This is a genomic window from Streptomyces sp. NBC_01463 (assembly GCA_036227345.1).
Classification (GTDB): domain Bacteria; phylum Actinomycetota; class Actinomycetes; order Streptomycetales; family Streptomycetaceae; genus Streptomyces.
Genome location: CP109468.1, coordinates 5509502 through 5525695, shown reverse-complemented (window position 1 = coordinate 5525695; position 16194 = coordinate 5509502). Strand labels below are relative to the sequence as shown.

Sequence of the window (16194 nt, the reverse complement as noted above, 5' to 3'; positions counted from 1 at the left end):
TTCATCGGGGCTCTCCCAGGGTGCGGAGCGCGGACTGCAGGGCGGTGGCGCTGCGGGCACGGGCGAGGTCGGTCCTGACCCGGTCGACCGTGGCCAGCCGGAACTTCTTCGCCGACAGACAGGTCGTGAGCGCGTTGGTGAGGATCGGCCCGTAGCGCAGACTGGCGACGAACCGGCGGGCCGGGGCGCTGACGTCGAAGTCCTCCGCGTACAGCTCGCGGGCCTGCCGGTCGGTGATCCTGCGCAGCGCGGCGGCGTGGGCGAGCGTGGCGCCCAGCATGTAGATGTCGAACCGCTCCGATGCCGGGGCGAGTTCGGAGGGCTCGTCGGTGCCTTCGGCGGACGGCGGGGCGTAGGCCCGGGTGGTGGTGCGGATGCGTTCGCCGATCTGTACGGCGGCGTCGTAGTCGATGAGCACGTACCGGGCGGGCGGCCCGAGGACGAGGATGTTCTCCGGCTTGATGTCGGCGTGGATCCAGCCCTTGGAGTGCTCGTCCCCGAAGTGCCGGTCGGCGTGCAGCGCGGCCAGGGTGTTGCACAACTGCTCCGCCAGGTCGAGCAGTTGGTCCGGCTTGAAGCGACGGTGCGACGCGGCCCGTTCGTCGATCTCCTCCTGCAGGGTGCGCGAGACGCCGCCGTGGTGACCGATGAACTGCTGGACGATGAAGCTCTCGTACGGCACGCCGCCCGCGCCCGGCTGCCCGCCGTGCCGGCCGTCCGCGACCAGGGACGGGGAGGGCTGGGACTCGACGCTGATCACGACGGGGCACTGCTGGGTGAGCTGCGCGGCCTGGCGTGCCGCCCGCAGCCCCTGGTCACGCTGCTTCTTCTGCTCGGCCAGCTCACCGTGGACGTTGCGCGGGTTGTCCAGCGCCGCCTGCGACCACCACATGCCCTTGATCACCACGTCGCCGCCGGACCAGCGGTCCTCGGCGAGCACGGCGTACCCCTGTCCGGCCGCGGCGAGGAGCCTCTTGGTGCGGAACCGGCCGTCCTCGCCGTAGCTCTCCGGGAGCCAGGCCAGCCGCGGCGAGTCGAGGGAGTCGGGGTGGTCGGCGTGTACCCAGCCCGGTGCGAACGGGGTCACGCGGTGTACCCGCCTTCGGGCTCGGCCCCGTTGCTGATCCGCAGCCGTACGGTGCCGGGGCCCAGGTGGAGTTCGTCGCCGTCCTCCAGCGCGTAGGGCGTTGCGGCGGCCAGCCGGGAGGTGCGCGGGACGCCGTCGAAGCCCAGCTCCGGGTTGAGGAAGGAGGCGTTGTTCTCCGGCAGGTGCTCGGCGATGGGGCGGCCGTCGTCGTCGAGGAAGATCCGCAGATGGGAGCGGCTGATGCCGGCGGCCCGGTCCGCGTCGAGCCCTTCGGTGACGTCGGTGGTCCCCGGGCGGCTGCGCGACGCCCTGCCCAGCGTGAGTCCCTCCGCCGGCACGGGCACGGTCCTGGTGACCGTGTAGCCGTGCTGCACGGTCACCAGGACCGGTCCCGCCTCCAGCACGTCGGGCAGCGGCGGCTCGACGACGACCTCGACGGCCTCGTAGCCGCAGGACCGGCAGTACCAGCGGTTGGCGTCCTTGTTGACCTGCCGCGGCAGCAGCACCACGCCCCTGCGCAGACACGACCCGGCCGGATCGGTGCAGCGGAAGCGTTCCTCGGCGTCCTCCCGCAGCAGCCCGGCCTTGTCGAGCTTGTGGAGCCGGTCGCGCTCGATCTCCGCGTCGGTGGCGATCCCCAGGTGGCGCAGGCTGAAGATGACTTTCCCCTCGACCCTGCGGACCGACCACACCCGGGAGTTGTTGCCCTGGAGCCAGGCGTGCTCCCGGCGGGCGAAGCGGAAGTTGTCGCTGGAGACGACGGCGGCCCCGAACTGCGCGGCGAGCGCCAGGATCCGGTCGTCCGCGTCGCCCTGGTGCACCTCCAGCCACTGCTCGCGCTCCGCCTGCCTGACCAGGTGCTGTTCGTCCAGGAAGGGCCGGACGGTGGCGTCGAGCACCGCGATGGCCTGGGCGCCCGGGTACTTGCTCAGCCACGCGTCCCGCACCCCGACGACCCGGGAGAAGGGCCAGGGCCGCTTCCGGGTCGCCGCCACGTTCGAGGCGTCGATGATGACGCCGGGCACGCTCACCGCGGCCCCCGGCCGGGCGGCGGTTCGGTGGTCCCGCCGGGCAGGGCGGGCGGGCCGCCGTACCCCGTTCCTCCGCTCCCGTACGCGCCACTGCCGTACGTACCGCTGCCACTGCCGTACGTACCGCTGCCGCCCCCGTAGGCCGGGGCGTCGGTCCCGTACTCGCCGTACTCGTCGTCGTCATCGTCGTCGAGGCTCTGGCGCCTGCGCCGCGCCCTGATCTCGTCCGGCGACTCCACCGGGATCTGCTGGAACCAGTCCCGCTTGGACTTGGTGGAGCTGCGGCTGGACGCCGCCCGCGCCTCGTTCGCCACGTCCTTGGGGTCGAGGCCCTCCCGCAGGCCCCCGCCGGCCCGCTGGTAGGCGGCGGCCAGGTCCGGGTCGGGGATGCTCCGGGCGCGCTCCACGCCCTCCTGGTAGATCCGCTCCCGTTCGGCCTTCGAGCCGGCGGCGGCGATCCGGCCCGTGATCTCCCGGTCCAGCTCGATGGCGTCGATCTGCCGGCTGAGGTCGGGCTGCAGGATCGGCGACAAGGGGTTGTCGACCGTACGCAGCGCGATCTGGGCGGGGGTGAGCGGCCGGGCGTCCGCTCCCGTCCCGATGGATCCGGTGGCCTTCAGTACGGGGATCGGCCCGGCGCTGATCCGCTCGGGCGCCCGCAGCCGCAGCGCGTACAGCGGCTGCCCCTCCTCACCCGAGCCGATCGCGCCGAGCTTCAGCCGCACCTGGCTGGGCCGCCGCCCGCCGCCCTCGGAGACCGCACCCTCGATCCGGCGCCGGGTCGGATCCAGCTGGTAGACGCCGAGCACCTGGAAGCTCGGGTTGATCTCCACCGCCAGCTCGCCGCTGCCCGCGACCACGTCCCTGCCGTAGGCCGCGAACCTGGCGGTGATCTGCTTCATCGCCTCGGCCGCGCCCGTGCGCGAGGCGACGTGCTCGGGCAGACCCGTCGGGGCGAGCCGTTCGAGGAGACCGAAGTCGGCGCCCGCGCCGATCCCGATCACGTCGGTGTGCAGCTCACGGCCGGCGGCGTCGGCGGCGAGTGCGGCGAGCCGGCCGGGGTCGGTCTCGCCGAAGTTGGGAATGCCGTCGCTGAAGAGGACGACGCGGCGCGAGGCGGCCCGCTGCCCGGCGAGCCGTTCGTACGCGCGCCGCAGCGCGCCCTCGATGTTGGTCCACCGGCGTTCCTCGTCGATGTTCCCGTTCCATCTGCCGCGGCGCCGCAGCTCCCCCGCGGTGCCGGAGAAGCGGACTCCGGCGTTCTGGGCGAACGTCAGCACGTCCACGTGCGCGCCGTGGGGCAGTGCGGCCACGAGCTCCCGCACCCCCGCCTCGGCGACCTGCTTGCGGCTCGGGTCGTCGGGGTCGGCCGGGTCCGCGAACTCGTCGGAGCTCGAATCGGCCCTGATCTCCATGGAGTAGCTGTCGTCGACGGCGATGACATAGGCGACCCCCTCGGCGACGCGGTCGCCTCGGCCCAGCTCACGCGGGGCGATCAGCAGCGTGAACACCTCGCCGAGGTGCACCTCCTGACGGTCCGCCGTGATCTTGATGTCCTCGGTCATCGGTCCTGCGCCTCCCCCATCGCGCACACCAGCGCGGTCGCGTTGTCCCAGCCGCCCAGAGCCTCGGCGCGTTGCACCAGCGCGGCGGCCAGTGCGGGCGCGGTCGGCCGTCCGGACACGTCGAGCTGTGCCGTCAGATCCGCGAGCACGGAGCCAAACCACCGGTCCCGCTCCGCCTCGGTCGCACCGTCCGAGGCGAGCAGCAGCAGGTCCCCCGGAGCCACCCGGAACGTGCGGTGCGCCCAGCGGGCCGCGCCGCCGCCGAGGAAGGAGACGAGCTGCGACTCCTCGCCCTCGGCATCCGCCGTCACCCTGAGCCGTTCCGCGAAACCGGTGTGGGCGGGCGTCAGCTTCCATGCCGCGTACGGGTTCTCTGCGGCGGACGGGCGCAGGGGCCGGATCAGCCACGCCTCGGCGTCGCCCACCGAGACGACGGAGGCCGTGCCGTCGGGGTGCACGGTGGCCAGGACGGCGGCCGCGCTGCCGACCCCGGTGGCCCGGCCCACGGCCGCGTCCAGTTCGGCGATCAGCTCGCCGGGCCCGAGCGGGACCTCGCCACCGCCGCCGCCCGGCTCACCGCCCGGTCCGGGTCGCCCCGCCACCAGCGCGGGCCCTGCCCCGGCGGACCACTGCGCGTCCTCCCGCGCCGCGGACTCCGCCCCGCCGGAATGCGGCCAACCGGACGCCCCTGGCCCCCCACCGGACGGCCACTCGTCCGGATCATCCGCCCCCGCAGACACGGATCCGCCCGCGCGCGGCCACTCCTCACGGCTCTCCGCCACCGGACTGGGATGCCATTCGGAACCCTCCCGCGCAGACTCCGCGTCATCCGCGCGCGGCCACTCCTCACGGCCCTCCGCCGCCGGACCAGGACGCCACTCGGAACTCTCCCGCGCCGACCCCGCCCCGCCGAAAGGCCGCCCACCAGCCGTTCGCGGTTCCCCGGCGTGCGACCACCCCTCACGGCCCTCCACCGCAGACCCCGCCTCATCCGCGCGCGGCCACTCCTCCGTGCTCCCCGCCACCGGAGCCGAACGCCACTCGGAACTCTCCCGTCCCGCAAGCCCTGCCCCGCCGCCAAACCGTCCCTCGGTCGCCTCCGCTACGGAAGGCCGCCTCGACTCTTCCTCCAGCCGCCACCGCCGCAGCACTTGGTCCAGCGCGGCCCGCGCCGCGATGCCGCCCGAGCCGTCGCCGTCACCGGTCACACCGTCGAAGACCGCACACCGCATGATCCCGCTCGGCCCGGTCCACGCCCCGGCGGTGTCCTCGTTGTCGGTGGCCGGATCGCCCTTCGCCTTGCGCGAGCCGACCGCGCTCTCCCGGAAGCAGAGCGCGGACACCCCCTCGGGCGCCCTCCGGCCCAGTGCCTCGTGCAACGGGGCGAGGCCTGCCGCGACCCCCTGTCTCAGCTCGTGCCCGAGCAGCCGGCGGCACACCGCGTCCAGCCCGAGCGGGAAGGTGCCGGCGAACACGTCGAGCATCTGGAGCGCGTCCCTGAGGTCCAGGCAGGGCCGCTCGGCGACAGCTCCCACCAGCGCCCTGACCAGCGCCCGGCGGTCCCTGAGCTGCGGCGCCCCGTGCTGCGGGGTGTCCCGCCGCTCGCGCGGCCGGACCTTCCCGTCGAGGTCGTACCGCGGGAGCGCCGCCACCTGCCAGCCCTCGTACGCGTCATGGCGTACGGATTCGGCGACCAGGCTCCCGGGCCCTGTCAGGTCCAGCGCCGCGTCCACGACCGGCCAGAGCCCGGGCAGGGCGTCGACGAGGCCGGCCCCCTCCAGGCTCTGGGCCTCGACGACGCTGTCGCGCAACGTCGGCGCCAGCCCCTGCGGCCATTCCACGGCTATCTCCGGCAGCGCGACGGCGCCGTACTCCGGCGCTCCCGCACCCGGCTGCACAGTCATATGTCCCTCAAGCCCCTTGGTCACGGCCACCACCGGCCCGGCGACGGCGGTCCAGCACATGCCTCAGAACCCCCGCCTGCTCCGCCCGCGCCAGCTCCCCCGTCAGCCTGGCGATCTCGGCCTCGGCCCGCTGCGCACGGTCCTGCAACTGCCAGACGATCCGGGCGGCGTCGTCACGCGCGGCCGCGATCTGCTGCTCGGCGTACTCCTGGGCGCGCCGCGCGGCCTCCTGCGCCCGTTGTTCGCGCTGCTCGGCCCGGGACTCCGCGGCCTGCGCCTGGTCCTTTAACTCGCCCTTGAGCCGGGCGAGTTCCTGTTCGGCGCGGCGCGCCTCCGCCTCGGCATCGGCCCGGGCGCGGGCCCGCTCCTCCGACAGCACCCGGTTCAGCAGTTCGTCGAGGTCGGGACCCTGCCCGGTCGGGAACGGCCCGGCCCTGCCCGGAGCGGGGGCGGTGTACGGCTCGGGGTCCGCGTACAGCTCGGCCACCGGGGTCGCGACGCCGACCGGCGGTTCCGACAGCGCCAGCGGTACGAGTCTCACCGTGAGCGCGGCCGGGTCGACCACCGTCACCGGGCGCCAGCCGCTGAAGCCGTCCGCCACGGCGTTCCCGTCCTCGTCCGGCACGACGCCGACCCGGCACCCCGAACCGAGCACGGCCTGCGCCCCGTCCACCTGCGCCCACAGGGTTTCCCCGGCGCTCAGCAGGGAGGCCGCGACCTCGGGGGAAGGAACGGGGACGCCGTGCCCGCGCACGAATCCCTGCGGGGGTCCGGGCGGCGGTGGCGGCGACGCCGCGGCGTCCGCCGCCGGCGCCTCGTCGGCGAAACTCCCCCAGCCGTCGGCCTCGGCAGCCGCGGGGGCGGCGGGCTGCGCACGGGGCGGTGGCGGAGCCGACGACGACTCGTCCATGAACGAACCCCACTCCGACACGCAAACGCCCCCACGTTCTCGTCTCCGCCAAGCCGCGACCGTCCCGCGGCGCCAGATGTCCGCACCGGAACTGCGAGCTTGTCGTGGACGTCAATATAGTTGCTGTGCACCGGAATTCACATGCAGTCAGATAACGCATCGAGACTTCGAGGAAGGCGATCTCCTTGGAGAACCACCTCACCACGGACTTCAGCGAAGCCTGCTTCCTGGTGGACCTGTCCAACGTCGTGCGCAACCGCGGACTCGGTGAACCGGGGCTGCGCTCCCTGCGCAGGCTGCAGCTCGTACTGGACGCGGCGAAGGAGCTCGCCCGCGACCCCGACATCCGGCTGTACCTCGTCGCCGATGCCAGCCTGCGGCTCGGCGGACGCCGCGAGTTCACCGATCCGGCCGACATCCGGCTGCTCGGCCGATGGGTCCGCGAGGGCCTGGTGGAGGAGCTGCCGGACGCGGACGAGCGGCTGCTTGAACTGTGCGAGTACACCGGCATCCCGGTCATCACCGGCGACCGCTTCCGGGGCGAACGCCTCGACCGCCCCTGGCTCCAGGGCAACACGGACGACTTCCTGGAACCGGTCCCCGCCCGCGACGGCACGGTGCGGCTGGTCCCCGTCGACATGGGGGTGGCCAGTGCGCTGGACATCTCCATGAAGATGGAGGAGGACGCGCTCAAGAAGATGGGACTACTGAAGGGGCGCAGCCCCCGCTTCGACGTGGTGAACCGCAACTGGCGTTGCGATGATCGGCGTTGCTCGCTGTACGACACCCGCAAGGGATCCGCGGCCCTGCTGCCGCGCATGATCGCCGGCGTGCCCCACTGCCAGAGTCACGGCGGCCGCCTGCTCGACGACGGCCCCCGCACCGCGACGGTCCAGCTGAAGCTGCTGGTGGAGGGGGACGTGAAGGCCCGGTTCACGCTGGAGGACGGCTCGACGGTGGCGGTCGGCCGGGCACCGGGCGAAGGCGGAATCGGCCTGCTCGGTCTGCTCCCGGAGCAGCGCACGGCCGGCTTGAGCCGCATCCATGTGGAGCTCCGGGTGAATGGCGGAATCGTCCAGGCACGCGACCGCAGCACCTACGGCACGCGGTGGCGGTCGACGGCCGGGAAGTCGGGGCCCGGCCCGTGGCACCCGCTCGGTACGGCGGAACGCCCGTACCGCGGCGGGGACGAACTCCTGCTCGTCGAGGGCGTGGTCCTGTCCCGGAGCGGCCGCCGCTTCCCGACCGAGCTGGCCAACGAGTGGCGGCGCAGACAGCCGCCTCCGCCGGCCGACGCCGGCGAAACCCGTATGTACTGAGATCCGCATGCACTGACATCCGTACGTACTGGGATCCGTACGTAATGAGATCCGTACGTAGTGGGATCCGTATGCGCCGGGACCCGGAAGTACCGCGACCCGTATGGGCCGAGGCCCCGGGCCGTCGGCGCCCGGGTCCCGTCCGCAGAACGGGAAGGGGCGGCTGCCAGGAGCATCCGAGCTCCTGGCAGCCGCCCCTTCGCCGTTACGTCAGACGTGCGTACGCAGCAACGTCCGCATCGTCCGCATGGCCACGGACAGATTCGCCAGGTCGAACGCGTCCGACCCCTGGATCTCCTCCAGCGTGGACCGCGACCGGGTCAGGATCGCCGCGTTCTTCTCCTCCCACGCGTGGAACCGCTCCTCCGGCGAGGACGCCCCGTTGCCCACGCTCAGCACGTCACCCGTGAGCGCCGCGTGCGCGGCGTACAGGTCCTCGCGGATGGAGGCACGGGCCATCGACTGCCAGCGGTCGGCCCGCGGCAGCTCGATGATCCGGTCCATCAGCTGGGTGATGCCCAGCCGGTCCGCGAGGTCGTAGTAGACCTCGGCGACGGCCAGCGGGTCCTTGCCCGTGCGGTCGGCGATCGCCACGATGTCGAGCGCCGGGAAGGCCGACGAGAATCCGGCCACCCGCTGCGCCAGCTCGTCCGGGACGCCCGCCTCGGTGAGCTCGTCCAGGATGCTCTGGTACCACTCCTGGTCGGCGCCCATCAGCATCTTGGGCAGCTCGGCCCAGACCTGCTCGACCCCGTTGCGGAAGAAGTCGATCGTCTCGGCGATCTCCAGCGGCTGCGGCCGGTTGCCCAGCAGCCAGCGCGAACCGCGCTCGACGAGCCGGCGCGAGTGCAGCCGGATGCGGGTCTGCACATCTGCGGCGACCTTGTTGTCGAGCGCCTCGACGGCGTCCCACACCTTGCCGAGGCCGAAGATCTCCCGGGCCGCGAACTGCGCCCGCACGATCTCCTCGATCGAGGCGCCCGTCTCTTCCCGCAGCCGGTGCAGGAAGGTCGAACCACCGCTGTTGACCGTGTCGTTCACCAGGACCGTGGTGATGATCTCGCGCCGCAGCGCGTGTCCGTCGACCGCCTCCGGGAACCGCTCGCGCAGCTGCTGCGGGAAGTAGGCGTGCAGCAGCTTCTGCAGATGCGCGTCGTCCGGGAGGCTGGTCCCGATCAGCTCCTGCGCCGCCGTGATCTTCGTGTACGCGAGCAGCACGGCCAGTTCGGGCTGGCTGAGCCCCTTGCCCGCGTTCAGCAGTTCGCGGATCTGCCGGTCGGTGGGCAGGAACTCCAGGGCCCGGTCGAGGTGCCCGTCCCGTCCCAGCCGGCGCATGAAGCGCTGGTGGGCGTGGAGCAGGGAGGGCGCCTGGGCGCAGGCGTTGGCGAGCGCGGTGTTCTGCGCGTAGTTGTTGCGCAGCACCAGGTGGCCGATCTCGTCGGTCATCTCGGCGAGCAGCTTGTTGCGCTGCTTGACGGTCATGTCGCCGTCCCGCACCAGGCCGTTGAGCAGGATCTTGATGTTCACCTCGTGGTCGGAGGTGTCCACGCCGGCGCTGTTGTCGATCGCGTCGGTGTTGATCCGGCCGCCGTTGCGGGCGAACTCGATCCGGCCGAGCTGGGTGGCGCCGAGGTTGCCGCCCTCGCCGACGACCTTGGCCCGCAGGTCCTCGCCGTTGACGCGGATCGCGTCGTTGGCCTTGTCGCCGACGTCCGCGTTCGACTCGGCGGAGGACTTGATGTACGTCCCGATGCCGCCGTTCCACGCGAGGTCGACGGGGGCCTTGAGGATGGTCTGCATCAGGTCGGCGGGCGTCATCTTGGTGACGCCGGACTCGATGCCGAGCGCCTCGCGGATGTGCGCGTTGACCGGAATGGACTTGGCGCTGCGCGGGTGGATGCCACCGCCCGCGGAGATCAGCCCCTTGTCGTAGTCGGCCCAGGAGCTGCGCGGCAGGTCGAACAGGCGGCGCCGCTCGGCGTACGAGGTCGCCGCGTCCGGATTCGGGTCGATGAAGATGTGCCGGTGGTCGAAGGCCGCGACGAGCCGGATGTGCTCGGAGAGCAGCATCCCGTTGCCGAACACGTCACCCGACATGTCGCCGACGCCGACGACGGTGAAGTCCTCGGTCTGCGTGTCGTGGCCGAGCTCCCGGAAGTGCCGCTTGACGGACTCCCAGGCACCGCGGGCGGTGATGCCCATGCCCTTGTGGTCGTAGCCGGCCGAGCCGCCGGAGGCGAACGCGTCACCCAGCCAGAAGCCGTACGCGACGGCGACCTCGTTGGCGATGTCGGAGAACTTCGCGGTGCCCTTGTCGGCCGCGACGACGAGGTAGGTGTCGTCCTCGTCGTGCCGGACGACGCCCTTGGGGTGCACGACCTCGCCGGCCACCATGTTGTCGGTGATGTCGAGCAGCGCCGAGATGAAGGTGCGGTACGAGGCGATGCCCTCGGCCATCCAGGCGTCACGGTCGACGGCCGGGTCGGGGAGCTGCTTGGCGACGAAGCCGCCCTTGGCGCCGACCGGGACGATCACGGTGTTCTTCACCATCTGAGCCTTGACCAGGCCGAGGATCTCCGTACGGAAGTCCTCGCGCCGGTCGGACCAGCGCAGACCACCGCGGGCGACCTTGCCGAAGCGCAGGTGGACGCCCTCGACGCGCGGCGAATAGACCCAGATCTCGAACGCCGGGCGGGGCGCCGGGAGGTCCGGGATCGACTGCGGGTCGAACTTCATCGACACGTAGCCGTGCGGCTCGCCGCTGTCCGCGCGCTGGAAGAAGTTGGTGCGCAGGGTGGCCTTGATAACGGTGAGGAAGGACCGCAGGATCCGGTCCTCGTCGAGCGAGGCGACCTGGTCGAGGGCCCCGTCGAGCTCTTCGAGGAGCCCGTCGGTCAGCTCGGTGCCGGCGCTCTGGCGGTCCGGCGACATCCGGGCCTCGAAGAGCGAGACCAGCAGCCGGGTGGTGTGGACGTTGTTCTGGAGGGTGCTCTCCATGTAGTCCTGGCTGAACGTCGATCCGGCCTGGCGCAGGTACTTGGCGTAGGCGCGCAGCACCATGGCCTGGCGCCAGTTCAGACCGGCGCTCAGCACCAGCGCGTTGAATCCGTCGTTCTCCGCCTCGCCGGTCCAGACGGCGGCGAAGGCGTCCTGGAACCGTTCCCTGGCGTCGTCGGCCAGGTAGCTGCCGTTGCCCGTGGCCTGCGGCATCCGCAGCCCGAAGTCGTAGATCCAGGCGTGCGTGCGGTCGGCGCAGCGCAGCTCGTACGGGCGCTCGTCGACGACCTCGACACCGAGCCGCTGGAGCGCCGGGAGGACGGCGGACAGGGAGACCTGCTCACCGGTCCGGTAGATCTTGAACCGGCGCTCGCCGGGGGCGGCGCCGACCGGCTCGTACAGGCTGAGGGCGAAGTTCCGCTCGTCCTCCTTGAGGGCTTCGAGGTGGACCAGGTCGGCCACGGCGGAGCGCGGCGAGTGGTCGGCCTTGTAGCCCTCGGGGAAGGAGTGCCCGTAGTGGCGCAGCAGCTCGGCGGCGCGCTCCTCGCCGCATTCGGCGCCCAGTGCCTCCTGGAAGCCGTCGGCCCAGGAGCGGGCGGCCTCGACCAGGCGGGCCTCGATGCGGTCGGCCTCGGCGTCGGTGAGCGCGGTCAGCTCGCTGCCGGGGGCGACCCGGACGACGAAGTGCAGCCGGGACAGGATCGACTCGGTGTTCCAGGCGGTGAAGTCGACGCTGGTGCCGTTCAGCTCCTCCTTGAGGATGTCGATCAGCCGCAGGCGCACACCGGTGGTGTAGCGGTCGCGCGGCAGGTAGACGATCGCGGAGTAGTAGCGCCCGTACTCGTCCTGGCGCAGGTAGAGCCGGAGCCGGCGCCGCTCCTGGAGGTAGAGCACCGAGGTGACGATGGAGCGCAGCTGGTCGGGCGGCGTCTGGAACAGCTCGTCGCGGGGGTACGTCTCCAGGATCTGCAGCAGGTCGCGGCCGTCGTGGCTGTTGTACGAGAAGCCCGCGCCCTCCAGCACCTCGGCGACCTTGCGGCGGACGACGGGCACCCGGCGCACGGACTCGGTGTAGGCGGCGGACGAGAACAGTCCGAGGAAGCGGCGCTCACCGATGACGTTGCCCTCGGCGTCGAACTTCTTCACGCCGACGTAGTCGAGGTAGCTGGGGCGGTGCACGGTCGCCCGGCTGTTGGCCTTGGTCAGGATGAGGAGCTTGTGCTCGCGGGCCTTGGCCCGGGCGTCGGCGGGCAGCCGGTCGAAGGAGGGGCTGACCGGGTGCGCCTCGTCCTCGGTGTGCTGCGGGTCGGAGCGCAGGATGCCGAGGCCGGTGCCGGGCACGGCGGCCAGGGCGTCGGTGTCCGTCAGCTCGTACTCGCGGTAGCCGAGGAAGGTGAAGTGGTCGGCGGCGAGCCAGCGCAGCAGTTCGCGGGCCTCGTTCACCTCGTCGTCGGCTAGGTCGTCGAGCGGCTCGCCGGGCAGGTCGTCGGCGATGCGCAGCGCGGCGTCGCGCATCTTCTCCCAGTCCTCGACGGTCTCCCGTACGTCGGACAGGACGCGCAGCAGGTCCGCCTGGATCTGCTTGAGGTCGGCGCGGTCGGTCTCGCGGTCGATCTCGACGTGGATCCAGGACTCGACGAGTGCGTCGTGCGGCAGCTCGGCCTTGGCGTCCTTCGCACCCTTGGCGTTCTTCCGGCCGGCCTGCGGGCCGGTCGAGATGCCGACGCCGTCGGTGAGGACCTCGATCAGCTTGCCGGTCACATCGCGCCGGACGATGACCTGCGGGTGGATCACGACATGGATGCCGCGGCCCTGACGGGACAGCTCGTTGGTGACGGAGTCGACCAGGAACGGCATGTCGTCGGTGACGACCTCCACGACGGAGTGGCTGCAGGTCCAGCCGTTCTCCTCGACCGTGGGGGTGTGCACCCGGACGTTGGCCGTGCCCTGCGGGCGGTTCTCGGCGAGCCGGTAGTGGGAGGACGCGGCACCGAAGACGTCGACCGGGTCCCGGCCGGCGATGTCCTCCGGAGCGGTGTGGAGGTAGTAGCGCTGGAGATAGGCGAGCAGTACGTCCTGGTCCGGACGCTCCTGCCCGGCCCCCGTGCCGTTGTCGGCCCCGGTGGCCGCAACGCGCACCCGGGTGTTACCGCCCGGGCCGCCGGCACCACCGCCCGGGCTGTTGTCAGCTACCTTGGCGGCCCGTGCGAGCAGCTCGGCCTTGGCTTCGTCCAGCTTGGTCTGCATGTCCTCTGGCTCCTGTCGCGCGCCGTTGCGTGACGTAGGTGAAAAAGACGACGTACCGCCACGACACGGGGTTACCGGTCGGAGTCGACGCTATGCCGCAATGAGAGACGCCCGGGACCTTATTGGCCATTTTTGGCGGTCGGGCCGGGCTGAGGGGATCAGTCATGGCCCGGGCACTGTGGCACTCCGGGCGCAGGCCGGGGGCTTCGCTGCCCCCGAGGCGTATCGCGCTGATCACGGGGTCCAGGCTATCTCCCCCGCCCGGGTCGCCGTCACGAGCCGTATGTGTACAAAAGAAAGCCCCGGACTTTGACAGTCTGGACAGCGCACCGGCCCGCGCTGCCGCACTCTGGTACCGGAAACCGGAACAGGCCGACGCACCGTGGGGAGCCCCGCCATGGCACCGAAGATCCTGATCGTCACCGGCGACGCCGCCGAGTCCCTCGAAGTCCTCTACCCGTACCAACGACTGCTCGAAGAGGGTTACGAGGTCCATATCGCCGCTCCTTCCCGCAAGACGCTCCGCTTCGTGGTCCACGACTTCGAGCCCGGCTTCGACACCTACACCGAGAAGCCCGGCTACACCTGGCCCGCCGACCTGGCCTTCTCGGAGGTGGACCCGGACGACTACGTGGCCCTCGTCGTCCCGGGCGGGCGCGCGCCCGAGTACCTGCGCAACGACGCCGACCTGCGCACGATCCTGTCGGCGTTCTTCGACACGGACCGTCCGGTGGCCCAGATCTGCCACGGCCCGCTGATGTCGGCGGCGGTCGGCGCGCTGAAGAACCGCCGGGTGACGGCCTATCCCGCACTGGAACCGGACATGGGGACCGCCGGGGCCACCTTCCAGGACACCGAGGTCGTGGTGGACGGCACCCTGGTCTCGTCCCGCGCCTGGCCGGACCACTCGGCCTGGATGCGTGAATTCCTGACCGTGCTCCGTACCAAGGCCCCGGTCGCCTGAGCCCGTACCCGGACGGGGCCGTCGCCCGCTCTCCTACTCGCCCATCTGCTGGGCGAGGGCCGCGGCCTCGGCCAGGGTGTCCACGACGGGCACCCCGGCGGCCTCGAGACTGGCCCGGCTGTGCGAACCTCCGGTGAAGAGGACCGCTCGCGCGCCGACGTGGGCGGCCGCCACCGCGTCGTCCACGGCGTCACCTATGACCACCGTGGACGCCGGGGATATCCCGTCCAGCGCCGCGAAATGCCGCTCCATGTGCTGCGCCTTGCTGCCGCCGGACGGCCCGGTACGCCCGTCGACGCGCACGAAGTGCCGCTCGATGCCGTATCCGCGCACGACCGGGACCAGCTGGTCGTGTCCGTACATGCTGAGCAGGGACTGGCTCCGTCCGGCCAGCTGCCACTGCGCGAGCAGCTCGGCGGCTCCCTCGGTCAGCCCGCAGGCGGCCCGCTGCTCGGTGTAGTGGCGGTGGAAGATCCCGTCCATCCGCTCCCACTCGGCCTCGGTGGGCAGCCGGCCCATCAGCCGCTCGTAGAAGCGGGGTATCGGGATGCAGTACATCTCCCGGTACTGGTCCAGCGTGATCGGCTCCAGGCCGACCTCACCGAACGCGGCGTTCGTCGCGCCGACGACCGCGGTGTTGTCGTCGAGCAGAGTGCCGTTCCAGTCCCAGACCAGATGTGTGCGGTGCTTCCCGTACGTCCCCATGAGGAAAAAAATACCCGCTGCCACTGACAACGGTAGAACACCCCTGCGAACACGCCGACGAACAGCCGGTGGCGGAGACCGCTCGGCCTCTCAGCCGATCAGATTCGGGATCTCCTGGACACCGAACCACAGGAGCTCGTGGTCCTCGGCGCCGTCGACGGTGAACTGGGCGTCGTCGTCACCGAGGTCCGCCGCCCCCAGCGCGGCCGCGGCGGCGGTGACGTCCTTGTCCGCCTCGTCCGAGTCGACGTGCACGGCGGCGGCCTCGGCCAGCCCGACCGCGGAGGCGATGGTGACCTCGCCGAGCGAGGAGGACTCCAGCATGTGGTCCGGGTCGGCGACCGCGGCCCCGTCCGGCACGTCCACGGCGACGACGACCCGGCGACGGGCGGCAGCGGGGTCCCCGGCGATCAGCCGCAGCGACGCGGACGCGGCCCGGTTGAGCGCCGCGTACTCCAGCTCCTCGATGTCGTCCGAGACGTACCACTCCCGCAGCGCCGGCGTCACCGCGTACGCGGTCAGCGGGGCGGAGCCGACCTCGCCGGCCCGGTGCGCCGCTGCGAGCCCGGAGAGGGTCAGGGGGACGTACACGCGCATGGCTGGGCCGCTTTCGTAGTCGGAACGCCCTCAGGATACGTGGGGCGTCCCCCTTTGGGGTTACGTGTCCCGCCCTCGCCCCGTCCACCCGGTAACCGCCCCTCACCCTGCCCGGCCCGCCCAGGGCACCTTCCCCGGACCGGGTCGACCACCCGGATAGGTGAATCCCGCGTCCCCCACCGCCGGCCCATCGACGCTTGCGGCCGCCTCCACGACCCCCGTAGAAGATCCACAGCAGAAGTTACCGCCCGGTACTGATCCGGGCCTCTGAAGCACGGGGGCGACAGCGATGAGCACGAACAGGACCCGGCCCGCCGCACGGCACGACGCACGCAGGCCCGAAGCCGTACCCGTACAGCGCCGCCGGACTCCCCAGCGGATCCGGCCCCACCAGTGGTTCGCGGAACGCCTCCTGGCGGTCCTCAGCGGCCAGCGCCCCGTCCACTGGATGCTCGGCCACACGATCGGCGATGCCTACGACCAGCTCGCCGAACTGGCCCCCGCCACCCCGCTCCGGAGCCGCGGCGCCCGCCCGGTCATCCGCATGTGCCGAGGCGCCCAGCCGGCCCCGGGCGTCGTGGAGGCCTGCGCGAGCATCGCGGCAGGCGAACAGGTCCGCGCCATGGCCTTCCGCCTGGAACAGGGCCCCGACCTCCGCTGGCGCTGCGCCGCGGTAGAACTCGGCAACACCCCGGTACGCAACCGTTGACGGGGACCCACACCCCACGGGGGCCGCCGCTCTGGGTGCCTCTCCGAGGGCGGCGCCAACCAGCCCCTCCGGGGCGACCTCTCGGGCCCCTCCGGACCACCTCTCCAGTCCCTCCGGCGCTTGAGGAGCGGGGCTCAGGGGCAGAGCCCCTCCCGGCCA

General features: G+C 72.0%; 11 protein-coding genes. 3 read left to right on the top strand and 8 right to left on the bottom strand.

Annotation, left to right across the window (positions count from 1 at the left end; genetic code table 11):
* Position 1 precedes the first annotated feature (1 nt).
* From OG521_24530 to OG521_24510, 5 genes are read right to left on the bottom strand one after another with little or no spacing between them, the layout of a single operon-like run.
* Positions 2-1087: a hypothetical protein gene (locus OG521_24530; protein WUW23763.1), complete on the bottom strand. Its 1086-nt coding sequence runs from the start codon at positions 1085-1087 to the stop codon at positions 2-4.
* The gene (locus OG521_24525) at positions 1084-2118 is read right to left on the bottom strand and encodes a hypothetical protein (GenBank protein WUW23762.1); all 1035 of its coding nucleotides are present in this window, start codon (positions 2116-2118) and stop codon (positions 1084-1086) included. The genes OG521_24530 and OG521_24525 overlap by 4 nt, the downstream gene beginning before the upstream one ends.
* Positions 2115-3683, bottom strand: a complete 1569-nt coding sequence (locus OG521_24520) for a VWA domain-containing protein (protein ID WUW23761.1) — start codon at positions 3681-3683, stop codon at positions 2115-2117. The genes OG521_24525 and OG521_24520 overlap by 4 nt, the downstream gene beginning before the upstream one ends.
* Positions 3680-5587, bottom strand: a complete 1908-nt coding sequence (locus OG521_24515) for a SpoIIE family protein phosphatase (GenBank protein ID WUW23760.1) — start codon at positions 5585-5587, stop codon at positions 3680-3682. The genes OG521_24520 and OG521_24515 overlap by 4 nt, the downstream gene beginning before the upstream one ends.
* Before the next feature lie 7 nt (positions 5588-5594).
* Positions 5595-6497: a hypothetical protein gene (locus OG521_24510; protein WUW23759.1), complete on the bottom strand. Its 903-nt coding sequence runs from the start codon at positions 6495-6497 to the stop codon at positions 5595-5597.
* 185 nt (positions 6498-6682) lie between these two features.
* On the opposite strand from OG521_24510, the gene OG521_24505 reads away from it, so the two are divergent.
* Positions 6683-7816 (top strand): FHA domain-containing protein, encoded by a 1134-nt coding sequence (locus OG521_24505; protein WUW23758.1) that lies wholly within the window; start codon positions 6683-6685, stop codon positions 7814-7816.
* A 210-nt stretch (positions 7817-8026) separates the two neighbouring features.
* On the opposite strand, the gene OG521_24500 is transcribed toward OG521_24505, so the two are convergent.
* The gene (locus OG521_24500; protein WUW23757.1) at positions 8027-13060 is read right to left on the bottom strand and encodes an NAD-glutamate dehydrogenase; all 5034 of its coding nucleotides are present in this window, start codon (positions 13058-13060) and stop codon (positions 8027-8029) included.
* Between the two features lie 397 nt (positions 13061-13457).
* On the opposite strand from OG521_24500, the gene OG521_24495 reads away from it, so the two are divergent.
* Positions 13458-14024 carry a DJ-1/PfpI family protein gene (locus OG521_24495; GenBank protein ID WUW23756.1) on the top strand — a complete coding sequence of 189 codons (567 nt, stop codon included), beginning with the start codon at positions 13458-13460 and terminating at the stop codon, positions 14022-14024.
* 33 nt (positions 14025-14057) lie between these two features.
* Here the strand turns inward: OG521_24495 and OG521_24490 are convergent, their stop codons facing one another.
* Both OG521_24490 and OG521_24485 read right to left on the bottom strand, forming a co-directional pair.
* Positions 14058-14729, bottom strand: coding sequence for a haloacid dehalogenase-like hydrolase (locus tag OG521_24490; protein WUW23755.1), 672 nt, complete (start codon positions 14727-14729; stop codon positions 14058-14060).
* A gap of 90 nt (positions 14730-14819) precedes the next feature.
* Complete coding sequence (locus tag OG521_24485; GenBank protein ID WUW23754.1) at positions 14820-15326, bottom strand: hypothetical protein; 507 nt, start codon at positions 15324-15326, stop codon at positions 14820-14822.
* Between the two features lie 289 nt (positions 15327-15615).
* Between OG521_24485 and OG521_24480 the strand changes: the two genes are divergently transcribed.
* A complete protein-coding gene (locus OG521_24480; protein WUW23753.1) occupies positions 15616-16035 on the top strand; it encodes an Rv3235 family protein in 420 nt (139 codons plus the stop codon).
* Positions 16036-16194 lie beyond the last annotated feature (159 nt).

What these genes read in the sequence shown, in the direction of transcription:
- OG521_24485 (WUW23754.1), bottom strand. Translation starts at nt 15,326, where the DNA reads ATGCGCGTGTACGTCCCCCTGACCCTCTCCGGGCTCGCAGCGGCGCAC.
- OG521_24500 (WUW23757.1), bottom strand. Translation starts at nt 13,060, where the DNA reads ATGCAGACCAAGCTGGACGAAGCCAAGGCCGAGCTGCTCGCACGGGCC.
- OG521_24480 (WUW23753.1), top strand. Translation starts at nt 15,616, where the DNA reads ATGAGCACGAACAGGACCCGGCCCGCCGCACGGCACGACGCACGCAGG.
- OG521_24495 (WUW23756.1), top strand. Translation starts at nt 13,458, where the DNA reads ATGGCACCGAAGATCCTGATCGTCACCGGCGACGCCGCCGAGTCCCTC.
- OG521_24520 (WUW23761.1), bottom strand. Translation starts at nt 3,683, where the DNA reads ATGACCGAGGACATCAAGATCACGGCGGACCGTCAGGAGGTGCACCTC.
- OG521_24490 (WUW23755.1), bottom strand. Translation starts at nt 14,729, where the DNA reads ATGGGGACGTACGGGAAGCACCGCACACATCTGGTCTGGGACTGGAAC.
- OG521_24515 (WUW23760.1), bottom strand. Translation starts at nt 5,587, where the DNA reads ATGACTGTGCAGCCGGGTGCGGGAGCGCCGGAGTACGGCGCCGTCGCG.
- OG521_24510 (WUW23759.1), bottom strand. Translation starts at nt 6,497, where the DNA reads ATGGACGAGTCGTCGTCGGCTCCGCCACCGCCCCGTGCGCAGCCCGCC.